Genomic DNA, 24,400 nt, shown 5'->3' with positions numbered 1-24,400 from the left:
AATCGGTTCGCCAGCAAGCCGGCTCCTTGTATCTCGACTTTGTCTTCTCAGAAGGTAAAGTTCTCGACTGATCATCGAGGGAAAGGCGTGAAGATGACCGGCTCCTAGTGGCGTTGTAGCCTGCGAAGTAGATCCATTCTCCGCCTTTCCAACCTCACTCATTGAGCTCGTACGATATCTAGAGCCACTTTGTGAGCTCGCATTTACAAGGTCGAAGCCGAGTGACGCGATGATTGATCTTTAGTTGAAAAGGAGAACAGCATGTCTTCATTCGTTGGCGTTGACATGGCCAAGAATACTTTTGATGTTGCGACGCCGTTGGACAATGGCAAACACCGCACCAAGGGCAAGTTGAGCAATGATGCCAAGGGCTTTGCCGAGTTCGAGTCCTGGCTTCGCAAGCACGCCACAGCGGACGCGCTGATTGTCATCGAGGCCACGGGTAATTATCACGAAGCGTTGGCTGACTTCCTTTTTCAAAAGGGATATCGGCTTCATATCGCGAACCCTGCCACCACCGCCGCTCACGCCAAGTCGGAGTTGTCACGCAACAAGACTGACAAGACTGACGCCAAACTCATCTCCGATTTCGCCATGCAGAAGCATCGCAAGTTACGGCTTTGGGTGCCTGAGCCACAGTCGCGGCGCCGTCTGAGGGCTTTGGTCCGCCGCTTGGAAGATCTCAACGAGATCCGCCAGATGGAGAAAAACCGCTTGGAAGTTGCCAGCCCGAACGTCGTAACGTCGATCGAATCGGTGATTGCTCATGTCTTGGAAGAAATCACCAAAACGGAAAAAGCGATCAAGCAACACATCGACGATGATCCTGACCTACGCGGCAAGAGCGAGTTGATGACCTCCATTGATGGTCTAGGCGAGAAGACCGCCGCGCTGATCCTCGCGGAACTGGGAGACCCTCTGGACTACGAAGGACCGAAAAAACTTTCTGCCTTCGCTGGATTATCGCCCAGACAGGACCGCTCTGGAGGCTACGTGGGTCCAACCCGCATAAGTCGAACCGGCTCGTCGCGACTCAGGGGCGGCCTTTACATGCCCGCGATCGTAGGAATACAACACAATGTGGTGCTGAGAGAGTTCGCCAAGAGATTGAAGGCGAACGGAAAGGCTCCCCGGCAAATTATCTGTGCAGTGATGCGTAAGATGTTGCACTTGGTCTATGGCGTGCTTAAAAGCAACAGGCCTTTCGAACCTGAAATTGCTTTGGCTCATTAACGGCTGATCAAGTAGGACTTGAATGGCTAGGATGTCGCTGCGGGATGGGCCGCGGGCGTATATTCGTGCCTGCTTGAAAAGCAGCAGCGCTAGCGCGCTGCTGGGCTTGCAGTAGGAGCATTAAGACGATATCTACAGGTTTGAACATGCCAGACCTGGACCCCTTCGCCCTGGCTTGAGGTCAGGGTTTCCCGGCGTTCAGCGCGGCATAACCAACGCCTCGTAAACGGCGGCGGGGTTCAGCGCGTGATAACTAACGCCTCCGCAACGGAGGCGTTGGTTTGTTCGCTAATGATGCGGCGCTGCCGAGATCGACTGTAGGAGCCGGCTTGCTGGCGAACGCGGTGGGTCAGCGCCGCAAGTGCCGACTGACGAAACCGGTTCGCCAGCAAGCCGGCTCCTGCGGGTTTGAACATGAGCCGCAAGCCGCAAGCCGCAAGCCGCAAGCATTCAAGCCAGTGCCAACACCCGTCGACACTCCAGCACCAGACTCGCGCCGCCCGACGGGCTGCTGCCGATGCGCAGTTTGAAGCCGTGCAGGCTGACGATCGCGGCGACGATGGACAGGCCCAGGCCGAAGCCGCTCTGCTGATTACCGTTTTCGCTGCGGTAGAAACGTTTGAACACCGCCTCGCGTTCGGCGTCCGGGATGCCGGGGCCGGTGTCCTGTACTTCGATGAACGTGGTGTCGCCTTCGGCGCGAGCGATGAGCAAAACCTGCCCGCCCGGCGGGGTAAATTTGATCGAGTTGCTCAGCAGGTTGGACAGCGCCTCGAACAACAGCGCCCGATCGCCCACCAGCGGGGGCAGCGTTTCGGCCACTCTGAGTTGCAGGGAGACGCGGCCTTCCTCGGCCAGTGGCAGGTAAAAATCGTGCAGCTCCTGTAGGAGCGGCCTGGGGTCAAGCTGCCCGAATGCCGATCGGCGCTGATGATCCTCAAGCTCGGAGATCCTCAGCAGGCCCCGGAACCGCGCCATCAATGTGTCGGCATCGGCGATCACCAGGGCCATTTGCTCGCCCAGTGGCGAGTCTTCCGGCGACTGCTGTTGAATCCGGTAAAGCTGCGCGCGCAGACGGGTGAGTGGCGTACGCAGATCATGGGCGATGTTGTCGCAGACGCCTTTTACCTCGTTCATGAGCCGCTCTATGCGGTCGAGCATGGCGTTGACGATGTCGGCGAGCATGTCCAGTTCGTCGCGACGGTCCGACACCGGCAGGCGCTTGGCCAGGTCGCCGGTGACAATCGCCTCGGCGCTCACCTGTATCGCCCGGATACGCCGCAGGGGCCGCCGACCCAGCAGGTGCCACCCGGCGATGCCGGGAATGATCGTCAACGATATGCCCCACAGCAGCGCGCGCAGGATAAGCGTCGTCACGGCAAACAGCGAGCCGTTGTCGCGCACCAGCACCAGCCAGCGATCATCCATCGTGTGAATGGCCACGGCATCGCAGCCGGAGCTTGGCAGATCAGGGTCGTCGGAATCGATGCATGTTTCGAGCTCCTGGATCGCTCCCGTCAGCTTAAGGCCCTGAGGAATACTCTGGATCGGGCCGCTGATGGGCTGCAGGTCTTTGTCGAACAGGCCGTAGGCGTCGACCGAGCGGATGTCGAACTTGTCGCTGGTTTTGAGCGCATCGTCCAGTTGCGCGCCCTCAAAGCGGGAGAACAGCTGCTGGCGCTGCATCAGCGAGTGGCGGGCGAGGGTGTTGAGGTAGCTGGTGACTTCCCAATACAGCACCCCCATCAGGATGCTGCTCCAGGCAACGAACAAGAAACTGTACAGCGCCAGCAGCCGGCTGCTGGAGGAGCGCCAGCCCTTAGACGGGTTCGGCAATGACATAACCTGAGCCTCGAACGGTACGTATCAGCGGCGTCAGGGTAGGGGGATCGATTTTCTTGCGCAAGCGCCCGATGTGGACGTCGATCAGGTTGGTGCCGGGGTCGAAGTGATAACCCCAGACTTCTTCGAAAATCATCATGCGGGTGATGATCTGGCCGCTGTTGCGCATCAAAAATTCCAGCAGCTTGTATTCGGTCGGCAGCAGGTTCAGGGGCTGACCGGCGCGGCTTGCTTCACGGGTGATGAGGTTGAGCTCAAGGTCGGCGACCTTGAGCATGGTCTCGGCCTGAGTCCCCGCATTGCTGCGGCGCAGCAATACTTCTACCCTGGCCGCCATCTCATCGGAGGCGAAGGGTTTGGACAGGTAGTCGTCGCCGCCGGCACGCAGCCCGCGCACGCGTTCGTCGACATCGGACAAGGCGCTGATCATCAGGATCGGCGTGGCGATGCCCAGGGCGCGCATGGTCGTGACAATGGCCAGGCCGTCAACTTCCGGGAGCATGCGATCAAGGGTAATCAGGTCGTAATCGCCGCTCACGGCACGCACCAGGCCCTCGCGACCGTTGTCGACCCAATCCACTTGCAGCCCGTGGCTGCTCAGCTCGGCAACGATTTCCTTCGCCGTGACGGCATCGTCTTCGATTGTCAGAATTCGCGTCATGGGAAGTCAGGGCCATGTGAGAGGACAGAAGGCTGCAGTTTGCCTCTAAACGCTGTCGGTTTTTCTTAAAAATAATTTAAGAAGGGCATGAGGCCATGTTTGATGCTAGCGGGCGCGCCGAAGGAGGAGCACGCCGCACCGTCAACCTGTGGGAGTGAGCTTGCTCGCGAATGCGTCCTGTCAGGCAATCATTCACCAACAGGTCCGACGCCTTCGCGAGCAAGCTCACTCCTACAGGATAAGTGCCAGGCTGACACTCAGCACTCAGCACTCAGCACTCAGCACTCAGCCCAAGGTCAGCTCAGAACTCAGCTCAGGACTCAGTTCAGAACTCAGACTGAGTCCCAACCAACCAACCACCCGCCCGGGCCTCAAGCGCCTTTGCGTTCAGTTTCAGCCTTGGTCGGCGCGTCTTCTCGCTGATCCTTCTTCAGCGCTTTTTTCGAGCCTTTCTTGTCCGGCGTGTCGCCCTCGCTTCGGATCTGCGCGTGGCTGATCAACGCGAAGATAAAGCTGCCGCCGATGATGTTGCCGGCCAGGGTCGGGCCTGCGAACACCAGCCAGAAGTCTTTCCACGGCAGTTCACCGGCGAACACCAGGTACGACACTTCCGCCGAGCCCACGACGATGTGAGTGAAGTCACCCAGCGCCATCAAGTACGTGATCATCACGATGATGCCGATCTTGGCGGTTTCCATCGACGGGATCATCCACACCATGGTGGCGATCATCCAGCCGGAAATGATGCCCTTGGCGAACATCTGACCGCTGTCGTTCTCCATCACCTTGCGGCCGATTTCGAGGAAGGCCTGGTCGGTTTTGGTATCGAAGATGGGCAAGTGCAGCATGACGTACGCCACCAGCAGCGTGCCGCACAGGTTACCCACCAGCACCACCCCCCACAGCCGGAACAGACGGGCGAAGTTGTTGAGGGTGGGTTTGCTCATGACCGGCAGCACGGCCGTCAGGGTGTTTTCGGTGAACAACTGCTGACGCGCCAGAATGACCGCCAGGAAACCTGCGCTGTAGCCCAGGCTGGCGATGACTTTAAAACCGTCGCCGTCGGGCAGGCGTGAATTCAACAGACCCATGGCCATCAATGACAGCCCCATGGTGAGGCCCGCCGCGAGGGCCGACCAAAACAGCGCTGCCACGTTGCGCTCCAGTTCCTGATCGCCCTGCATGCGGATCGTTTCATGGAGGACGGCTGCACGGGGTGGCTGGTTTTCGTCGATTTCGCGTTCTTCTTCCGGCGTCAGGCCGGGGGTCTTGCCGTCTGGTTCGTGTTCCATGGTGATCCTGTGGAGAGGCGGAGGCGTGCGGTCGATGGGAGGCGGCGGTTCACTTGCACAAGCTTGCTGCGCGGCGCTGATGCTTCAGACACAATCCGTTACCCGTCGTTCGCCAGCGGCGACTGCCTTTTCACTGACCCTGGAGACCCTCTGTGACCCTTCATATCCGCGACGCAACCCGAGCCGACGCTGCCGTCATCCTGGGATTCATCACCGAGCTTGCGATCTACGAAAAAGCCGAACACGAAGTGAAGGCCAGCGTTGCCGACATCGAACGCAGCCTGTTTGACGAACCTTCGCCGGCCAAGGCGTTGATCTGCTTGCAGGACGGGCAGCCTATCGGGTTCACGGTGTACTTCCTCAGCTACAGCACATGGCAGGGCCGCAAAGGTCTTTATCTGGAAGACCTGTTCGTGTCGGCCGCCCACCGGGGCGTCGGCGCCGGCAAACGGTTGTTGCGCCACCTGGCGAAGATTGCCCACGACAGCGGCTGCGGCCGGTTTGAGTGGAGCGTGCTGGACTGGAACCAGCCGGCGATCGATTTCTACCAGTCAATCGGCGCCGCGCCACAGGACGAGTGGGTCCGTTACCGGATGGAAGGGGAGGGATTGAAGCGCTTTGCGCTGGGGCAGGATTGAAGCGCTTATCGAAGGTGCGCACATCGTGCATAGACCCTGATGTTGATCGCGACCCGTTGTAGGAGCGCGCTTGCCCGCGAATTGCGGTGGGTCAGTCGCACCTGTTCGGCTGACCCTCCTCGTTCGCGGGCAACCGCGCTCCTACAATAATTTGCGGTGAGTCAGGCAGATCGGCGATGCCGACCCGTGGACACTGGGTGTTTAGCTGGTCAGAGCTGCGCTGTCTATCCGGCTGACCCCCGCCAGCGCCATGTCCTTCCAGGCCTGGTCCAGCGAGCCATTCAGGTCGATGGCCTTGCACGCGTCGGCAATCACCCAGGTGTTGAACCCTGCAGAACGCGCATCCAGCGCGGTCCATGCCACGCAGAAATCCAGCGCCAGTCCGACCACGTAGACGCTGTCGATGCCGCGCTCGCTCAAATACCCCGCCAGACCGGTACGCGTGGCGCGGTCGGCTTCGACAAACGCCGAGTAGCTGTCGATGCCGGGGTTGCAGCCTTTGCGCAGGGTGAGTTGCGCATGAGGAATGTCCAGGCCGGCATGCAACTGCGCCCCGTGACTGCCTTGCACGCAGTGATCAGGCCACAGGGTCTGCGTCCCGTAAGGCAGCGTGATGAACGGCGCGCGGCCGGCGTGGCTGGAAGCAAAGGACACATGGCCACGGGGATGCCAGTCCTGCGCCAGCACCACATTGCGAAACTGCGCCCCGAGCCGGTTGATGATCGGCACCAGCGCATCGCCCTCGGCCACGGCGAGCGCACCACCGGGCATGAAGTCGTATTGCATGTCGATTACCAGCAAGGCGACACGTGGGTCGTCGGGCAGTCGGGAAAGTGGCGGGGTCATCATCGAATCCTGCATGCAATGGAGGGGGCGGCGTCAGGCAAACACACGAACCGCTGCGCCGGCGTGCCAGGCCTGGATGTCTTCGATCATCTGGCTGAAGAACATCCGATAGTTGTTCTCGGTGACATAACCCACATGGGGCGTGGCCAGCACGTTCGGCAGCGTGCGGAACGGATGGTCGGCAGGCAGTGGTTCGACGCTGTAGACATCCAGGGCAGCCCCGGCAATTTTCCTGTTTCTGAGCACGTCGATCAGCGCGTCCTCGTCGACAATCGGGCCGCGCGCGGTATTCACCAGATACGCCGTTGGCTTCATCCGGTTCAGCGAATCGGCGTCGACCAGGCCACGGCTGCGCTCGCTGAGCACCAGGTTCACCGAGACCACGTCTGCCTGCTCGAACAGCGCCTGCTTGCTCACACAGGTCACGCCATGCTCGGCCGCGCGTTCAGGGGTGAGGTTTTCGCTCCAGGCGATTACCTTCATGTCGAAGGCTTTGCCGTAGCGAGCGATTTTCTGGCCGATGCTGCCCAGCCCGACGATGCCCAGGGTCTTGCCGTACAGGTCACTGCCGATGCCGATCTGCCAGTTGCCGGCGCGCAGGGAGTTGGCTTCGTCCACCAGATTGCGCGTGACCCCCATGATCAGCGCCCAGGTCAGCTCCGGCGCCGCGTATTTATAGCTGTCGGTGCCGACCACCGTAATGCCCAGGCGAGCAGCGGCTTTAAGGTCCAGCGCAGCGTTGCGCATGCCGCCGGTGACCAGCAGTTTCAGGTTGGGCAATTGGCTCAGCAGGGCGTCGTCAAAAAGGGTGCGTTCGCGCATCACGCAGATGATCTGGAAGTCTTTAAGGCGGGCGACCATGGACGCCGTGTCGGCCGGGTAGTCGTGCAAAAAGCTGACCTTGCCGATGGGCTTCAAGACCCCCCAGTCCACAATGTTTTCAGCGACCGATTGCCAGTCGTCGAGTACGGCGATGTTCAGCCCGGAATCCTGAGTCATTAAGCGAGGCCTCGTTCAGCAGCGATGTTGGATTTTGTGGCGCTCACAGTACGCTTGCCTGGACGGCTCTGGAAGTCCGGAGCCCCCGATGCAAGCAGAACGGCTAAGGTCGGTTTGCTGCGGGCCGTGATCAGACGAACGCGTTGAGTTAAATCCGCAGCAGTGAAGGTCAACCGGTTCGCCAGCAAGCCGGCTCCTACGATTTTGCGTCTGACGGTGATTGATTCCGCACCGCGAGCCAGCTTCGCAGCTACTTCAATTGAACAGCCCCGCCGCGATGTTGATCGAGAAACCCAGAATGGAGGTGTTGAACACAAACCCGATCAACGACTGCGCCAGCACCACCTTGCGCAGGCCGCGCGTGCCCACACCGACGTCCGACGTTTGCACGGCGACGCTCAGGGTGAACGAGAAATACAGGAAATCCCAGTAGTCGGGGTTCTCCTCGCCATCAGCGAAGCGCAGCGCCGGCTTCTCCCCGCTCCAGGTGTAGAAGACCCGCGCGTAATGCAGGCTGAACACCACGCCAATCAGCAGCCATGAGCCGACGATGGTGAACCCGGTGAAGGCGTAATGCAGCGCCTTGTCGCTGTCCTTCATGTCCTGAATGCCGGCCAGCTCAAGAATGATTGCCGCCAGGCTGGCAATCGCTGCCACGCACACGACGAACAGCACCAGGCCGGCATTTTCGTCCTCGATTTCCGCGACCCGGCGCACGTCTTCAGCGCTGGATTTGAAGGTGCGCCGCATGATCATCGCCATGTACAGCCAGCCGGCGACGTTCCAGCCGATCAGGCATTTGCTGATCACCGAAATGTCGGGGGCAACGACCGCGCTGGCGATACCCGCGGCGAAGCCCAGGGCAGTGGCAATGGTCAGGCGAGGGTGAGTCTTGGTCAGGCGGGGCATGGAGGACGTCACGGCAGTGAGATGCGCGAACAGTAGCACGCGGCCGCTACAGGGGAAGATGAAGAAAAACGGCGCGCAAGGGGTTACGCGCCGGTCGCCATTTGGCAGTGTACGTGGGCCTGCTCAAGCAAGCGTCCAAGGGTCAGGCCCGGACGCTCAGCATGAACAGGTCGGCTTGAGGGAATCAGCGGACCAGGCAAGGCTGCTTGTTGTTGAACGCCCAGTTGGGAACCAAAAATTGCATCGCGACGCTGTCGTCCCGCGCGCCCAGGCCCATGCCTTTGTACAGCTCGTGAGCCTTGGCGACTTGATCCATGTCGATCTCCACGCCCAGCCCCGGCTTCTTCGGCACCTGCACATTGCCGCCAATGATCTGCAGCGGCGCCTTGGTCAGACGCTGGCCGTCCTGCCAGATCCAGTGGGTGTCGATGGCGGTGATGTTGCCCGGCGCGGCGGCAGCGGCGTGGGTGAACATGGCCAGCGAGATGTCGAAATGGTTGTTGGAATGCGAGCCCCAGGTCAGGCCCCATTCGTTGCACAGTTGCGCGACCCGAACCGAGCCTTGCATGGTCCAGAAATGCGGGTCCGCCAGCGGGATGTCCACCGACTGCAGCTGAATGGCGTGGCCCATCTCGCGCCAGTCAGTGGCGATCATGTTGGTCGCGGTGCGCAAACCCGTGGCACGGCGGAACTCCGCCATGACTTCGCGGCCCGAGTAGCCGTTTTCAGCGCCGCATGGGTCTTCGGCGTAAGCCAGCACCTTGTGCTGATCGCGGCACAGCCGTACGGCTTCCTTCAATGACCATGCGCCGTTGGGGTCCAGGGTGATGCGCGCTTTCGGGAAGCGCTCGGCCAGCGCAGTCACCGCTTCTATTTCCGCGTCGCCGCTGAGCACGCCGCCCTTGAGTTTGAAGTCCTCGAAGCCGTATTGCGCATACGCCGCTTCGGCCAGGCGCACCACCGCTTCCGGGGTCAGGGCTTCTTCGTGACGCACGCGGAACCACTCGTTGTCGGCATCGGCTTCGGTGCGGTAGGGCAAGTTGGTTTTGTGCTGGTCACCGACGTAAAAGAGGTAGCCGAGCATCTTCACTTCATCACGCTGCTGGCCTTCACCAAGCAGCGCCGCCACCGGCACTTCAAGGTGCTGACCGAGCAGGTCCAGCACCGCCGCCTCGATACCGGTGACCGCATGGATGGTGATGCGCAGGTCGAAGGTCTGCAGCCCGCGGCCGCCCGCATCGCGTTCGGCGAAGGTACGGCGCACGTCGTTGAGAATCTTCTGGTAGTTGCCAATGCTGCTGCCGACCACCAGCGAGCGCGCGTCTTCCAGGGTCTGGCGGATCTTCTCGCCGCCCGGTATCTCGCCCACCCCGGTGTGGCCGGCGTTGTCCTTGAGAATCACGATATTGCGAGTGAAATACGGGCCGTGGGCGCCGCTCAGGTTGAGCAGCATGTCGTCGTGGCCAGCGACCGGGACAACCTGCATGTCGGTGATGACGGGGGTGCTGCCGGAATTCTGTGCGTTCATGGCTAAATCCTTAGTGATACCGAGCGCGGCGGGCGCGCTGTCTTAACGGGTTCAGAGGTCGCAGGCGTTAGGTATGGCTGGGTGTCACGTCGGCCTTCGCCACTGGCAATGCACCGGGCTTTGGCGTGGTGCGCACGGTGAACACCAGAATCGCGGCGATGATCGAGGTGGCGGTCAGGCCATACAGACCGCCCTGGATCGAGCCGGTCTGCTGCTCAAGGATGCCGAAGGTGGTCGGCGCGACGAAGCCGCCCAGGTTGCCCACCGAGTTGATCAGCGCGATGACCCCTGCGGCAATCCGCGCGTCCAGATAGCCCTGAGGGATGGGCCAGAACAGCGACGACGCCGACTTGAAGCCCATCGCCGCGAAGCAGATGGCGACGAAGGCAAACACTGGCCCGCCCGTGGTCGACATGAACATGCCGGCCGCCGCAATCAGCAATGCCACCGCGACCCACGCCTGCTGGTGCTTCCACTTGGCCGACAGCGAGGCGAAGCCGTACATGCAGACGATGGCGATGAACCAGGGGATCGAGTTAAACATGCCAACCTGGAAGTCCGTCAGGTCGCCCATCTTCTTGATGATGCTCGGTAGCCAGAAGGTGGCGGCATAGATGGTCAACTGGATGAAGAAGTACATCAGGCAGAACAGGATGATCTGCGGGTCCTTGAGCAATTTGCCAATCGACAGTTTCACCGGGTTGGCCGCTTCGCGCGCCCGTTGCTCCTCGTCGATCGCGCCGACCAGCGCGTCTTTTTCGGCCTCTGTCAGCCACTTGGCGTCATGGGGTTTTGAGTCCAGCCAGAACCAGACAAAGAAGCACAGACCGACCGAGAACATCCCTTCGATGAAGTACATCCACTGCCAGCCGTGAAAGCCCAGGCCTTCGATCTGCAGCAGCAGGCCGGACAACGGGCCCGAGATCAGCGAAGCGAATGCCGAGCCGCTGAGGAAGATGGCGATGGCCTTGCCCCGTTCAACGCCAGGCAACCAGCGGGTGAAGTAGTAGATCACGCCCGGGAAGAAGCCGGCCTCGGCCACGCCCAGCAGAAAGCGCAGGATGTAAAAGTGGGTCTCAGTCTGGATGAACGCCATGCCGGCCGCCACCAGGCCCCAGGTCAGCATGATTCGGGTCAGCCAGATACGCGCTCCGACTTTTTGCAGGAGGATGTTGGAGGGCACTTCGAACAGCGCATACGCGATGAAGAACAGGCCGGCACCGAAGCCGTAGGCCGCCGCACCAATACCCAGATCATGTTCCATGTGGCTACGCACGAACCCGATGTTGACCCGGTCGATGTAGTTGACGATGAACATGATGACGAACAGCGGCAGGATGTGTCGTTTGACTTTCGAGACCGCCGATTGCAGGACGGAATCGTTGGCGTCATCCGCCCGTGATGAGGATGTGTTCACTCTGGTAACTCCCACTGATTATTTTTATGCGGGTGGTTAAGCTTTTGTGTGTGACAAGGTGTGACCCTGTTGCCAGTCATCATACAAGTTGGGCTTGGGTTGGCAACCGTATTTGTTAGGGTTGTCGCGGTTATTTCATCGGGTTAGTCTGGCCTGTCTGACAAGTTGAATGAGTGCAACGCGGCGCTCGAAATCCTGTATTTTCGGGACTGCCAACGGTGTTCTGTTGGCCTGACCGCGTTAGCTGCAGGGCGTCTGCGATCGAGTACCGGTCAAGAAAATACAAGTGGACAGCCCGTCACGAGTTCGGTCGTCGATCGACTGCTTATAGGACAACCCCATGAATACCGTCGGACCGTTGCCGCCCAAGCGCCGCCAGCACAGCCTGGCCACCGATCTGGTGACTGATCTCAGTCAGCGCATCCTGATGGGCACCATTGCGCCCGGAGCGAAGCTGCCCTCTGAAAGCGAGATCGTGCGCGAGCATGGCGTCAGTCGAACCGTGGTGCGCGAGGCGATTTCCAAGCTGCAGGCGTCCGGGCTGGTCGAGACGCATCAGGGCAAAGGCACCTACGTGCTGGCGCGTGCGGAGCAGAGCGCGCTGCATTTGAAGGTCGAAACCGCGTTCAGCGTGCGGCATATCATCGAGTTGCGCATGGGGCTGGAAACCCAGGCAGTCGCGCTGGCTGCGCTGCGGCGTACCCATGAGCAACTGGCGGCAATGCGTCTGGCGCTGGACGATTATCAGGACCTGCTGGCGAAGGACGACAGTTGCGTCGAGGCCGACCGCCGCTTTCATCTGCTGATCGCTGAAGCGACCGGCAACCCGTATTTCCTGGAGATCCTGCAGAACCTCGGCAACGCCGTCATTCCCCGTAGCCGCATCGCCTCCAGTGAGCGCGCCGGCGCGAGCCTCACCCACCATGCGTATCTGGCCAACCTCGAACACGAAGCCATCCTCGCCGCCATCCGCCGCCAGGACCCCGACGCCGCCCGCGCCGCCATGTGGACACACCTGAGCAACAGCCGCGAAAGGCTCGCGCCCGCCGAGTGACAAACCGACGCGTTACTGGACGTGGCGAGGTGCCTGACCCCGCCCGGGTCCTTCCAGCCGGGAAGCGGCAGGGCGGATCAGTGTCGTTCTGGGTGATGGCATGCGACGCTTTCCCGGCTAAAGCCGGTCCCACAGGGGAACGCATTCTGATAGTGGGACCGGCTTCAGCCGGGAAGGCGTCGGGTGTTGCACCGTCACAGGTAAGGTATGTCGACTGGCAACATTCGCCCGCCAACGAATCAGCCAGCCGGTGCCTACAAGCTGGATTATCTATGCCCGAGCACCTCCAGCATCACCCTGGACTGCCATTCGAAATAAGGATTGAAGGTCAACCGGGCAAATATTTTGCCCGGTTCGCGGTGACCCCAATCGGAATACCACACCGGCTCGCCACTCAGGCATTTCTGCATGTCGGTCGCCTGCTGACCGTTCCAGCAAATTCGCTGGCTGCCGTCCACGCCATACAACGGATCGGCAGGGGAAAACATCAGCCCCATGTGGGACAACTGCGCGATTCGGTACTCGGGCAAGAAGTCGTTGCGCACCAGCACCCTGGGCGATGTCTGGGAAGCTGCCGGGGCATTGCCATACCAGATCAACCGACTGGCCGGGCTGGTGAAGCGTGCATTGAAAGTGTCCAGCACGTAGCCCGTATCAAGCACCGAATCGTGTTCGGTGATCGCCACAAACACCGGCTTGTCATAGACCGCCTGATGCACATGCTTCTGGGCCAGCAAGGCACTGCGATAGAACTGGGCGAAGCCATTGGTGGGCACGTTGAGGTAGCGCACCGGCGTCTGCATCGGGCGGACGCCATCATCGGGCTTCGCCAGCCAGGGGCGGAACCAGCCAATGTATTGAGTGAGCCAGGCGTAGGTGTTTTCCGGTTTGAACGCAGGGGAAAACAGCACCAGCCCGGCGATTTCAGGATGCTCGTAGGCGTAGTCCACCACCAGATTGGCACCCGTAGAAAATCCGCCCAGATAGACTGTCGGCACTTCCTTTTCAAGAATTTGAGTCTGCTCGCGGACCACACGCTGCCACTGCTTGAGGGTGACATCCAGCATGTCGGCGGGCTTGCTGCCATGCCCGGGCAGCAGCACCGTGCGCACCAAAAAGCCCTGCGCTGCAAGGGACGCACCGACATCGTTGAATGACCAGGGCGAATCGCCCAAGCCATGAACCAGAAGAATGCCGCGAGTGGGCGGTGTTTTAGGGCGCCATTCCTGCGGCGCGTTCCACTCGATCTCGGCCGCATGATTCGAGGTCTGGAACGACCGGTTCGCCTTCATCCACGCGATGGTCTGCTGGCGATACTCGGCAAAGCTTGCCTGGCCCAGCGGCTGATCGCTTGCGGCGCAGGCCTGCAGTGCCAACGCGCAGAGGAGGAGGGGGAGGCGGTGCAGACGCCGGGCAGCAAGTATTAGCGTCAAATGTGATTACTCTCAAATGCCAAGGCGATGCATGCACTCTGCCACGTCAGCGTTTCGCTTGGCATCCACCAATGTGCTGACGGACGGGAAGTTCGGGGCAATTTCAGGCAGACTCCAGACACCCCAAAAACAAGACCTGATGTGTATGACCTCCAACTCACACTGCTCCACGGCGGCCTCTCATGTTCGCCCTTGATCACACCCTTGCTCAGGATATTGTCGATCGGGCGATGGCGATCCTGCCGTGCAACGTCAACGTTATGGACTACCTCGGCATTATCATCGGCAGCGGTGAGGCCGAACGGCTGTACACGCGTCATGAAGGTGCGCAGCTAGTGCTCGCCAACCGCCGTGTCGTGGAAATCGATTCTCACGCGGCACGCCAGCTCGACGGTGTGCGTGCCGGGGTCAATCTGCCGCTCATGCTGGATGACAAACTCATCGGCGTGCTCGGCATTAGCGGTGAGCCGGACGAGGTGCGGGTGTACGCCGAGCTGGTGAAGATGACCGCCGAGATGCTGATGGAGCATCGACGCCAGCAGGCCGATCGGCAGTGGCGGCAGCAGCGTGGCGAAGACCTGCTCTCGCGGCTGTTGCTCGGCGACAGCAATGCGCACTTGATTGCCGAGGCTGAGCAGTTGGGGCTGCATCCTCAGTTGCCGCGCCAGGCGGTCGTGTTCGAACTGCCCGAAGGGGCGACCTGCGCCGGTTCGCTCTGCGCATGGCTGAGCGCCCGTTACGCCAACAGTTGGTGCCTGCCGTGCGAACCGGGACTGATCCACTGGTGCCGCGCGGTCGGCAAGGACCGCGACGACGCCCTGTTGCTGGAACAATTTGCCGAGCAGGGCTGGCCCGTGGAGCGCATGGCGACTGTCGAGCCTTCGTCGGATTTGGCCTCCCTGCGCAGCGCGTGCACCGCCGCGCGTGATCTGCTTGATTACGCCCGGCATGTCTGCCCGTCACTGAAATTGCTTCGCCTGCCCAGCCATCGCCTGGCGTTGTTGTTCTGGCGCAATCGGCACGACTGGCTGGCCGAGGGCATCGCTGAGCCCATCCAGCGCCTTGAAGATAACCCCCAACTGCTCGACACCCTGCGCGCCTGGTTTGACTACAGCGGCGAGAGCCGGGCGTGCGCCGACGCGCTGGGCATCCACCGCAACAGCTTGCGCTACCGGCTTGAGAAAATCGCCGAACTGACCGGCTGCGACCCCTATCGGACCGAGGACCTGTTGCGCTTGTACCTTGGCGCGCAGATCGTGCCCCGCTAGGTAGGCCTCTGCGACGATCACCACCCGCCTGCAGTTGTTCAAATGACCGACCGTTGGCGCGCTCCGTTGTGCAAGCGTAAGGCGCCGCGGTCGGGCGAAAGTGCGACCATCGGGTGAACGGCAGGTTTCGCCGTCCAGTCAGTTCCGACCGTGCAGTCAATTACGACCGTCCAGTCGGCCAGACGCGTCCAAAACACAGATCGGCCATCGCCAAGGAGAATCGCATGAAAGTCGTCATCGCCCCGGATTCGTTCAAGGACAGCCTCAGCGCCCAGGCCGTCGCTCAGGCCATTGCCGGAGGGCTCAGGGAGGTATGGCCGGACGCCCGGCTGATCGAATGTCCGATGGCCGATGGCGGCGAGGGCACCATCGAAGCGGTATTGGCCGCCTGTGACGGGCAATGGATGAGCGTGCAAGTCAGTGGCCCGCTGGGGCAGCCGGTTCAGGCGCAATGGGGCTGGCTCGCGGCATCGCGCACGGGGATCATCGAGATGGCCATGGCCAGCGGCCTGCAGTTGTTGAGCCTGGAGCAGCGAGACGCGACAGTGACCAGCACGTTCGGCACCGGTCAGCTCATCAACGCCGCGCTGGACACTGGCGCCGAACGGATCATTCTGGCCATTGGCGGCAGCGCGACCAACGATGCCGGCACCGGCATGCTTTCGGCGCTGGGCGCGCGTTTTGTCGATCAGCACGACCAACCACTCGTTGCCGGCGGTCTGGCCTTGCAGCAATTGACGCGCATCGACCTGAGCGGTCTCGACCCGCGATTGAGCAGCGTGCAGTTCGAGGTGGCCGCCGACGTCAACAACCCATTGTGCGGCGTGCAGGGCGCTTCGCACATCTTCGGTCCGCAGAAGGGCGCTTCCCCCGAGCAGGTGCTGGCTCTGGACGCCGCTTTGGCACATTTCGCCCGTCACTCTGCGCAGTCGCTGGGCAAAGACGAAAGCGAATACCCCGGCAGCGGCGCGGCCGGCGGCATGGGCTTTGCGGCAAAGGCTTACCTGAATGCCTCGTTCCGGCCAGGCGTGGAAGTGGTCGCTGACCTGACCGGCCTGGCCGAAGCCCTCGAAGGCGCTGACCTGGTCATCACCGGTGAGGGCCGCTTCGATGCGCAGACGTTGCGTGGCAAAACGCCGTTCGGGGTCGCCCGGATTGCTCGGCGCAGCAACGTGCCGGTCATTGTATTGGCCGGCACGTTGGGCGAGGGATACGCCGAGCTCTATGGGCATGGCATCAGTGCGGCGTTCGCCGTGACCAGCGGGCCGATGACGCTGGAGGCTGCCTGCGCCAACGCGGCCACGCTGCTGCATGACCGGGCGCGCGACCTGGCGCAGCTGTGGGCCCTCGCCGCTCGCTGAGCTGAGCTGAGCTGGGCATGGGCAAGCGCGACATGTGCAGTGATCGCGCCCTGCAAGTCCGTCTGGCGATCAGGCCGTTTTCAAGTGCGTGACAGGGATCGGGCTGCGCATCAACCCGCCGACCAGCGCCGCTGCGAACAGCGCGACAAGGCCGGAAACCCAGAGCACCGAGCCGAAGCCTGTGACGAACGCTTCCCGGGCCAGCGGTTGAATCATTGCTCGTGCGCCAGGCTCCAGTGTTTCCAGCGCGGCGGCCATGTCGCCGGCCACGACGCGCGATGCGATGTGTTGTGCCTGGCTCAGCAGATCGGGCGCGGTACTCGCCAGTGTGTCGTTTAACTTGTCCAGCGTAGCGCTGGCCAGCAGCGCGCCATACACCCCGATGGCCAGCATGATCGCGCTGAAGCGCATGGTCGTGCTCATTCCTGAGGCCATGCCCGTGCGGTCGCGGGGAACGCACGCCATGATGTTTTTCTGCGTATCGCCATTGAGCAGTCCGGCGCCGGCACCGGTCACCGCCATGGCCGCCGCGAACGCAGGGTAACCCTCAACACCCGTTGCCCAGGCGCAGAGCAGGTCGCCCACTCCCACGAGGGTCAAGCCCAGCGCCATCATCGCCGCCGGGGACAAGTGCCGGGACAGTGTCGGCCCCAGACGGGGCAACAACAGCATGGTGACCGCGAAGGGCAGCATGCCCAGGCCCGAGTCGATCGCGCTGAAACCCAGACCGTTCTGCAGATAAAACGGCAGCAGCGTCATCATCACCTGGGCGCAGCCGGCGTAAGCGAACATGCCGAGCAAAGCGCCGATGAACCTCGGGTATCTGAACAGCTGCAAGTCGACCATGGGCCGACGCTGCATGCGCTCCACGATTACAAACAGGGCGAGTAACAGTGCGCCTGCAGTCAGGCGCAAAGAGGTGAGCGGGGCGCCCCAGCCGATTCGATTGGCCTCGATCAGCCCCCAGATCAGGCTCAGCAGGCTGGCGCTGAAAAACAGGCTGCCCCACGGATCAAGTCGTGCCGACTGCTCGTTGCGCGACTCGTCGATGTTGCGCATGACCAGTGTCAGCAAGCCCACGCCCACCGGCAGGTTCAGGTAGAAAATCCAGCGCCAGCCCATCAGCTCGGCGATAAGGCCGCCGACGGTGGGCGCCGCCGTCATCGCCACGCCCATGCATGCACCCCAAAGCGCCCAGGCCCTGGCGCGCTCGGCTTCGTCGTGAAAAACATGGCCAATGGTCGCCAGCGCCGAGGTCAGCAGCAGCGCGGCGCCAACGCCTTTGATCGCCCGGGCGATGTCGAGGTAAACAATGTCAGGCGCCGCGCCGCAACCCAGCGACGCCAGGATGAACAGCACCAGCCCCGTCAGCAGCATGCGCTTGCGGCCGAACCGGTCGGCCAGGCTGCCGGCCGGCAGCAACAGCGCGGCGAAGGCCAGCATATAGGCGCTGATCACCCATTCGATGTCGGCGAACCCGGCGTTCAGATCGCGGGCGATGCTTGGCAGCGTGACGGCGACAATGTTGGTGTCGAGCACGATCAACGCGCACACGCCGGAGGCCGTGAGCAGGGTCTTGCGGGGGCTGGCGTGAGACATGTTCGGGACTCCGGGGCCGTTAGGTGCTGGCTAAGGGTGCTGGCTGACGATGCTAACGTGGAGACACGTCCACGTCGTTGATCCAGCGCTAGAGTAAGCGCGCATGGCCTATGCTCTGTTACCCGTCGTCCGCTATTTCATTACCTGAAAGGTAACGCTCCATGGAAATACGTCACTTCCGTTACTTCCTGGCGGTCGCCCGGCACCGGCATTTCACCCGCGCCGCCGAGCAGCTGGGCATCGCGCCCCCGACGCTGACTCGCCAGATCCAGGACCTGGAAAACGCCCTGGGCACTCCCTTGTTTCTGCGTGAGCAGCGGGAAGTCAGGCTGACCGAAGCAGGGCGGGCATTGCAGATCGAAGCGGAACTGGCAGTGCGGCAATTTGAAACCGCGCAGTTCAATGTCCAGCGCGCCGGACGCGGCGAGGCCGGCCGGATAGAGTTGGGCTATGTCGCCTCAGCGGTGTTTTCGGGGGTGCTGCAACGGCATGTGGGTGAGTTTCGCCAGCGCCACCCGGACGTCGAGTTCAGCATCATCGAACACCTCATGCCGACGCTGCCCCGGCGAATAGAAGAAGGCCGGCTGGATGTCGGGTTCATCCGCTCCCCGATGCAATTGCCCGACTCCCTGAGCGCCGTGGAACTGTTGACGGAAGGATTTGTGCTGGCGCTGCCGGACACCTGCTGGCTCGGCAAACTCAAGGTCATCAACGCGCAGCATGTGCAAAACGAGACCTTCATCCTGCCCGAGCAGATATCCGGCACCCTGGAAGTTGCAGCCCATGGCGGCTTCGCGCCAACACTCGGTCCGCAACCGGGAAGCCTGGTATCAGTGATCGCCCTGGTCAGCCTCGGCCAGGGCATAGCAGTGGTGCCCGAGTCGGTGGTCAATCACATCCGCTTGCCCAACGTGCTCTACCGCCCCCTGGAAGACTGCCGCCCGACCTCATCGCTGTCGCTGATCCACCGACGCCACGAAAAGGCCCCGGCCACGAACCGCTTCATCGACCACATCAAAGCCGCGCAGACACCCTGAGCCCAACCTCCCGCAAAGACGCAAACGCTTCCCGGCTCAAGCCGGTCCCACCAAAAGCAACGCATGCAGTCAGTGAAACCGGCTTTAGCCGGGAAGCCTTTGATCCGCCCTAAACCCGCTTTTGATCTCGATCTTCAAACGCAAAAAGCTCAAACACCGCCAATCGCGACTTGGGTGCAGGCTGAACGCAGGTCTTGCGCAGTGGGCCGAGCGGCATGGATGCCGCGAGAGCCGCCCCCCGCCATGGATGGCGGATGGCGGCGGGCCCACGGAGCAAGACCGAAGTGAGGGAACCCCGACGAAGGAGGGGCCAAACCAGGAGCAAGCACCCTTGGTTACTTGGGGTGCTTTTCCAAGTAACTCGCCGAAGGCGAAACCCGAGGCCGTTAGGCCGACGCCCCTGATCTTGATCCGAGCCTGATCCTGATCTAAAAACCGCTAAACCTTAGCCGCCTCCGGCACCCGCCCATACACATCAGTGAACCGCACGATATCGTCCTCACCCAAATACTCGCCGCTCTGCACCTCAATCATCACCAAATCAATCACACCCGGATTGACCAGACGATGAGTATGCCCAGGCTTGATGAACGTCGACTCATTAGTGTCCAGCATGAACTCATCATCATTATTGGTCACAAGCGCCATACCACTGACCACGATCCAGTGCTCGCTGCGGTGATGATGCATCTGCAACGACAGCGACGCCTGCGGCTTGACCACGATACGCTTGATCTTGAAACGCTTGCCTTCCTCCAGCACCGTGTACGTGCCCCACGGGCGAGTCACCGTGTTATGCAACAGATACGCCGGATGCTGCTGACGCTTGAGCTCCTGCGCGATGATTTTGACTTCCTGACTGCGGTCAGCGTCGGCAATCAACAACGCATCCGGGGTGTCAATGATGATCAGGTTATCCAGACCCACGCCCCCGACCAGCCGCTTCTTCGAGTCGATGTAACAATTGGTCACGTCATGCAGAACGACCTGACCGTTGCACTGGTTCCCGTTTTCATCGGCCGAGGACAGCTCGCGGATCGCGCTCCACGAACCGATATCGCTCCATCCCAACTCGCACGGCACCACCGCGACCTTCTGCGAATGCTCCATCAGGGCGTAATCGATCGAGATGTCCGGCGCCAGCGCAAACGTCGCGCTGTCCAGTTCGATTTGCAACTCGTTGCGACCTTCCTTGGTGTTGCATCGCGCCAGGCATTCACGGACAGCCGCAAGCACCTGCGGGGCGTGGATCTCCATTTCGGCCAGCAGCACGTCCACACGCATGCAGAACATGCCGGCGTTCCACAGATGCAGCCCGCCTGCAACGTAGTCCTGCGCCGTCGCAGCATCGGGTTTCTCTACGAAGCGTGCGACCTGAAACGCCTCGCTGCTGAGCGCCTGGCCTTTTTCGATGTAGCCAAACCCGGTCTCGGCACGGGAGGGGATGAGCCCGAACGTGACCAGCCAGCCCTCGTCGGCCAGCTTGCTCGCGCTCTTCACCGCAGCACCAAACGCAGCCACGTCGTTGATCAGCTGGTCGGCTGGGAGAATCAGCAACTGCGCGTCGTCGCCATGACGCGCCTGTGCGTGCAACGCGGCCGCAGCGATGGCAGGGGCGGTGTTGCGGCCAGAGGGTTCAAGCACGAATTCCAGCGGCAGGTTGCGTTGGTTGAGCAAGCGATAGTCATCAACGGTGCGGAAATACACCTCTCGATTGGTGACGGTAAGCACGCTCTCAACGCCGTCCAGTTGGCTGGCACGGTTGAAGGTCTTCTGCAGCAGGCTTTCGCCATCCGGCATGCGCATGAAGAATTTGGGCATGGCTTCACGTGAAACAGGCCACAACCGGGTGCCGGCGCCGCCAGCGATTATGCAGGGGATAAGAGTGCCCATCAGAAAACCTCGTGGGTAAAGAGCACTGCCGCAACAGCGCGCTGTAGAAAGTTTGAATCGAAGCGGGCGGCGCGTTTCACACAATAAAAACGCTCCCCGATTAAAGGGCGGCTCAGGTACAAGGCGTTTACGCCTCCGGTAGACGGCCCTGAAGAAGACACATACACGGCGTTTGGGTACAGCTGCATAGGTCTCCCTACCTCTTCGATCCATGAATCAGTGACTGAACGGCTGCCTTTGCAACACGCTAAAAGTCAATAAAATGACCTTTTTGAGAAGGTTGCTCGGATTAGCCAATTATTTGTCGATTAAGCACTTTCCGTCTGCGGTTTTCAAGTGTCTGTAACGATTCGTTAACGCCTCTCGTCCTTTATTTACGGGTGTGAACGGGGCCAACCGGCGCGATCTGTCACCGCCAATGGCGGGTTTTTGGGACAGCCAGTCAAGGTAAGTCTTTGGGCTGTAAGGCTTTTTGCCAGCATTCGCGGAAATGCCTTGGCAAGCGGTTGCGCTTTGTCCGGTTTCTCCGATGTCCATTGGCTCATTGCGCTGCGACTAAAAGATTTATCGGTTGCCGGGCTTTTTTCGTAGCGCGTGCGGTCAACTCATCACGCATCAACTCGTACACGTAGAAGGAAGGGATATGACAGCGCGCAGGGCATTACTGATTCTCCATGGCAAGCAGGCGCTCAACGACGATGTCCGCACAGCGGTAGAGCGCAAGCGTACTCACGGCTGGGAACTCGATGTGCGCGTCACCTGGGAAGCCGGTGATGCCCAGCGGCTGGTGCGAGAAGGCTTGGCCGCAGGCCATCGGCAGATCATCGCCGGTGGCGGCGATGGCACGCTGCGCGACGTCGCCGAGGCCCTGGCGCTGTCGGAAGTCGACGCCAGCCTGGTAATCATGCCGCTGGGCACCGCCAACGACTTTGCCCGTTCGGCCGGGGTTCCGCTGGAACCCGAGCGAGCCCTGGACCTGCTGGACGTACCGGCACGTGCAGTGGACATGGGAGCCGTCGGCGAGCAGATGTTTCTGAACATGGCCACCGGCGGCTTTGGCAGTCAGGTCACTGCCAACACCTCCGAGGACCTGAAGAAGATCCTTGGCGGCGCGGCCTATCTGTTCACCGGGTTGACTCGGTTCAGTGAGCTGACCGCCGCCTCTGCAGAACTGACCGGCCCCGATTTTCACTGGCAGGGCGACTTGCTCGCGCTGGGGATTGGCAACGGACGTCAGGCTGGGGGCGGTCATCCGCTGTGCCCGGAAGCGCTCGCCGACGACGGCCTGCTGGACATCAGCATTCTGCCAGCGCCTCAGGAAGTGGTCAGCACCCTGAGAAGCCTGCTCGAAGGGGGCCTTGGTCTGGACAACATGTTCGTCCGGGCGCGGCTACCTTGGGTGGAGCTTAAATCGGCGCAAGGGCTGACCATCAATCTTGACGGCGAACCGTTGCGTGGCGATGCCAGGCGCTTCGAAGCGCGACCGGGGGCGCTGCGCGTGCACCTGCCGTCTCACTCACCCTTGCTGGGCCAGACCCGGCAACTCGCCTGAGCCTGTGACAGCCGCTCACACTTCACTGGCAGCGGCGAACTGGAGCATAGGTGCGCTGCGCCGTTCCGCGCTTGCGGGCCGCTCCGGTGCACCGGTTCGGTCCTCCTGCCGTTTGCCCAACTCGCACAGGCAAGCCAAAACGCCCAGTAGAGCACGCTGTTCGCTGTCGTCCAGTGCCAGCAAGCCGGTGTGCGGGTCGATCAGTTCCAGCTGCCAGCCCATCAACGCCAGGCAGTGCTCAAGGGTGTGCCGGACCAGAGGGTGCAAGTGCCCTGAAGCGCTGGCGAGGCGGATCAGCCCGCTCAGCTCCCGGGCAAACGCGCTCAGGGTTTGAATGCCGTGGGTACCGGCTTGCGCTGCAAGTTGCTGCAATGCCGTCAGCAGGCCCTCCATTGCGTCGCGATCATCGCTGATAAGTGCCAGGTGATCGAGGCAGTCGCCAGCGCGGCACATGAGCACGTGGCTGTCGCTGAAAAAACCTGCGTGCAACCGTAGCCAGTCATTGCCATTGCGCATCTGCAATATTCCCTTTCTCAGCGTTGCGGTATCGGATCGCGGACAGCGAGTGGCACAAAGTAATGTTGGAGCTACAGGCACGTCTGTAGGGCGTTTCTGATTGTTTCCCGCGGGCGATGAAGAAGCGTCCCTGTGCACCTCCAGGCCGTTGCGGTCAATCGTCTGAAAACCGTGGCCGACGCCTGCGGGCAGGGGTGTACGGGATACTCAGGTTTGCGCGGTGATGTTATTGTGGCATCACTTACGGCGCACACTTGATTTTCCCGATTAAGGTCTGTCATGGCGCTGCCGATAAAGGGTAGGCGGACTTACTTGAACCCTGCTCCAGGAGCAACAGATGGCTGGCATTCTCGACACAGTAGACCAACGTACACAGCTGGTAGGTGAGAACCGCCTGGAAATTCTCATGTTCCGCCTGGCTGGCCGTCAGTTGTTCGCAATCAACGTATTCAAGGTTCAGGAAGTTCTGCAACTGCCCAAGTTGACGCTCATGCCGCAACGTCACCCGTTCGTGTGCGGCGTGGTCAACCTGCGCGGCCAGACGCTGCCGGTGATCGATCTGTCCCAGGCCATCGGCATGCGCCCTCTGGTACCGGGCCCGTCGAGCACGATCATCGTCACCGAGTACAACCGCTCGGTGCAGGCGTTCCTGGTAGGTGGGGTCGATCGCATCGTCAACATGAACTGGGAGGCGATTCTGCCGCCTCCGACCAGTGCAGGTCGTCAGCATTACCTGACCGCGATCAGCAAGGTGGACGACCAGTTGGTCGAAATCATCGACGTCGAAAAAGTCCTGGCCGAAATCGTGCCTTATAGCGCCAAGGTCTCCCGTGACAAGCTGGACGATCCGGTCCTTTCACGTGCCGTTGGCCGCGAAGTGTTGCTGGTGGACGACTCCAACGTGGCGCTTTCGCAACTGCGCGACACCCTGGGTCAGTTGGGCGTGAAGATGCACGTTGCCCGTGACGGTCTGAAGGCCCTGAACATGCTCAAGGCCTGGGCCGACACTGGCGAGGTCATGACCGACAAGCTGCTGATGGTCTTTACCGATGCTGAAATGCCGGAGATGGACGGATATCGTCTGACCACCGAAATTCGTAATGACGCGCGTTTGCGCGGTTTGTATGTCGTACTGCACACGTCTTTGTCCGGCAGCTTCAACGAGTCCATGGTCAAGAAGGTCGGCTGTGACAATTTCCTGTCCAAGTTCCAGCCGGACAAGCTGGTCGATGTAGTTCGTGAGCGTTTGATGCTCGATAACTGAGCCATCCTTTTTTTGAGCCCCTTGCTGTATGGAGGGGCTTTTTTGCATCTGTACCGCT

At 61.3% G+C, this 24,400-nt stretch carries 20 protein-coding genes; 8 read left to right on the top strand and 12 right to left on the bottom strand.

Going from position 1 to position 24,400, the window contains the following annotated elements; translation table 11 throughout:
- The first annotated feature begins 261 nt into the window (after positions 1 to 261).
- Positions 262 to 1,233: an IS110 family RNA-guided transposase gene (locus tag LT42_RS07585; protein ID WP_037011250.1), complete on the top strand. Its 972-nt coding sequence runs from the start codon at positions 262 to 264 to the stop codon at positions 1,231 to 1,233.
- 450 nt (positions 1,234 to 1,683) lie between these two features.
- On the opposite strand, the gene LT42_RS07580 is transcribed toward LT42_RS07585, so the two are convergent.
- From LT42_RS07580 to LT42_RS07570, 3 genes are all read right to left on the bottom strand, one after another.
- Positions 1,684 to 3,075, bottom strand: a complete 1,392-nt coding sequence (locus LT42_RS07580; RefSeq protein ID WP_037011244.1) for a sensor histidine kinase — start codon at positions 3,073 to 3,075, stop codon at positions 1,684 to 1,686.
- Positions 3,053 to 3,736: a response regulator transcription factor gene (locus tag LT42_RS07575; RefSeq protein WP_037011241.1), complete on the bottom strand. Its 684-nt coding sequence runs from the start codon at positions 3,734 to 3,736 to the stop codon at positions 3,053 to 3,055. The genes LT42_RS07580 and LT42_RS07575 overlap by 23 nt, the downstream gene beginning before the upstream one ends.
- A 371-nt stretch (positions 3,737 to 4,107) precedes the next feature.
- The gene (locus tag LT42_RS07570) at positions 4,108 to 5,028 is read right to left on the bottom strand and encodes a formate/nitrite transporter family protein (protein WP_052075169.1); all 921 of its coding nucleotides are present in this window, start codon (positions 5,026 to 5,028) and stop codon (positions 4,108 to 4,110) included.
- Between the two features lie 152 nt (positions 5,029 to 5,180).
- Between LT42_RS07570 and LT42_RS07565 the strand changes: the two genes are divergently transcribed.
- On the top strand, positions 5,181 to 5,666 hold the full coding sequence (locus tag LT42_RS07565) for a GNAT family N-acetyltransferase (RefSeq protein ID WP_037011238.1): 486 nt from the start codon (positions 5,181 to 5,183) through the stop codon (positions 5,664 to 5,666).
- A gap of 201 nt (positions 5,667 to 5,867) precedes the next feature.
- Here the strand turns inward: LT42_RS07565 and pncA are convergent, their stop codons facing one another.
- The 5 genes from pncA to LT42_RS07540 form a co-directional block, all read right to left on the bottom strand.
- Positions 5,868 to 6,512, bottom strand: a complete 645-nt coding sequence (gene pncA, locus LT42_RS07560; RefSeq protein WP_037011236.1) for a bifunctional nicotinamidase/pyrazinamidase — start codon at positions 6,510 to 6,512, stop codon at positions 5,868 to 5,870.
- 33 nt (positions 6,513 to 6,545) lie between these two features.
- Complete coding sequence (locus tag LT42_RS07555; RefSeq protein WP_037011234.1) at positions 6,546 to 7,511, bottom strand: D-2-hydroxyacid dehydrogenase family protein; 966 nt, start codon at positions 7,509 to 7,511, stop codon at positions 6,546 to 6,548.
- Positions 7,512 to 7,766: 255 nt separating this feature from the next.
- Positions 7,767 to 8,420, bottom strand: coding sequence for a DUF1345 domain-containing protein (locus tag LT42_RS07550; protein ID WP_037011232.1), 654 nt, complete (start codon positions 8,418 to 8,420; stop codon positions 7,767 to 7,769).
- A gap of 184 nt (positions 8,421 to 8,604) precedes the next feature.
- On the bottom strand, positions 8,605 to 9,948 hold the full coding sequence (gene gudD / locus LT42_RS07545) for a glucarate dehydratase (protein WP_037011229.1): 1,344 nt from the start codon (positions 9,946 to 9,948) through the stop codon (positions 8,605 to 8,607).
- 67 nt (positions 9,949 to 10,015) lie between these two features.
- Complete coding sequence (locus tag LT42_RS07540; protein WP_037011227.1) at positions 10,016 to 11,365, bottom strand: MFS transporter; 1,350 nt, start codon at positions 11,363 to 11,365, stop codon at positions 10,016 to 10,018.
- Between the two features lie 340 nt (positions 11,366 to 11,705).
- On the opposite strand from LT42_RS07540, the gene LT42_RS07535 reads away from it, so the two are divergent.
- Positions 11,706 to 12,419 carry a FadR/GntR family transcriptional regulator gene (locus LT42_RS07535; protein ID WP_037011225.1) on the top strand — a complete coding sequence of 238 codons (714 nt, stop codon included), beginning with the start codon at positions 11,706 to 11,708 and terminating at the stop codon, positions 12,417 to 12,419.
- 266 nt (positions 12,420 to 12,685) lie between these two features.
- Here the strand turns inward: LT42_RS07535 and LT42_RS07530 are convergent, their stop codons facing one another.
- A complete protein-coding gene (locus tag LT42_RS07530; protein WP_276209499.1) occupies positions 12,686 to 13,852 on the bottom strand; it encodes an alpha/beta hydrolase in 1,167 nt (388 codons plus the stop codon).
- A 182-nt stretch (positions 13,853 to 14,034) separates the two neighbouring features.
- On the opposite strand from LT42_RS07530, the gene LT42_RS07525 reads away from it, so the two are divergent.
- Together LT42_RS07525 and LT42_RS07520 are read left to right on the top strand one after the other, a co-directional pair.
- Positions 14,035 to 15,120 (top strand): sugar diacid recognition domain-containing protein, encoded by a 1,086-nt coding sequence (locus LT42_RS07525; protein WP_037011222.1) that lies wholly within the window; start codon positions 14,035 to 14,037, stop codon positions 15,118 to 15,120.
- 224 nt (positions 15,121 to 15,344) lie between these two features.
- Entirely contained in the window at positions 15,345 to 16,481 is a 1,137-nt protein-coding gene (locus LT42_RS07520) for a glycerate kinase (protein ID WP_037011220.1), read from the top strand.
- Between the two features lie 69 nt (positions 16,482 to 16,550).
- Here the strand turns inward: LT42_RS07520 and LT42_RS07515 are convergent, their stop codons facing one another.
- Positions 16,551 to 18,080 carry an MFS transporter gene (locus tag LT42_RS07515; protein ID WP_037011218.1) on the bottom strand — a complete coding sequence of 510 codons (1,530 nt, stop codon included), beginning with the start codon at positions 18,078 to 18,080 and terminating at the stop codon, positions 16,551 to 16,553.
- Between the two features lie 161 nt (positions 18,081 to 18,241).
- Between LT42_RS07515 and LT42_RS07510 the strand changes: the two genes are divergently transcribed.
- A complete protein-coding gene (locus LT42_RS07510) occupies positions 18,242 to 19,117 on the top strand; it encodes a LysR family transcriptional regulator (protein WP_037011216.1) in 876 nt (291 codons plus the stop codon).
- Positions 19,118 to 19,555: 438 nt separating this feature from the next.
- Here LT42_RS07510 and LT42_RS07505 read toward each other — a convergent pair whose 3' ends face one another.
- Entirely contained in the window at positions 19,556 to 21,010 is a 1,455-nt protein-coding gene (locus LT42_RS07505) for a mannose-1-phosphate guanylyltransferase/mannose-6-phosphate isomerase (RefSeq protein WP_037011213.1), read from the bottom strand.
- Positions 21,011 to 21,653: 643 nt separating this feature from the next.
- Here LT42_RS07505 and yegS point away from each other — a divergent pair.
- Positions 21,654 to 22,562 (top strand): lipid kinase YegS, encoded by a 909-nt coding sequence (yegS, locus tag LT42_RS07500; protein ID WP_037011212.1) that lies wholly within the window; start codon positions 21,654 to 21,656, stop codon positions 22,560 to 22,562.
- 15 nt (positions 22,563 to 22,577) lie between these two features.
- Here yegS and LT42_RS07495 read toward each other — a convergent pair whose 3' ends face one another.
- On the bottom strand, positions 22,578 to 23,078 hold the full coding sequence (locus LT42_RS07495; RefSeq protein ID WP_052075167.1) for a hypothetical protein: 501 nt from the start codon (positions 23,076 to 23,078) through the stop codon (positions 22,578 to 22,580).
- A 337-nt stretch (positions 23,079 to 23,415) separates the two neighbouring features.
- Between LT42_RS07495 and LT42_RS07490 the strand changes: the two genes are divergently transcribed.
- Positions 23,416 to 24,342, top strand: coding sequence for a chemotaxis protein CheV (locus LT42_RS07490; protein WP_037011210.1), 927 nt, complete (start codon positions 23,416 to 23,418; stop codon positions 24,340 to 24,342).
- Positions 24,343 to 24,400 lie beyond the last annotated feature (58 nt).

This window comes from Pseudomonas lutea (genome assembly GCF_000759445.1).
Taxonomy (GTDB): Bacteria; Pseudomonadota; Gammaproteobacteria; order Pseudomonadales; family Pseudomonadaceae; genus Aquipseudomonas; species Aquipseudomonas lutea.
The sequence above is the reverse complement of the archived record's forward strand: the minus strand, read 5'-3'. Positions and strand labels throughout refer to the sequence as shown.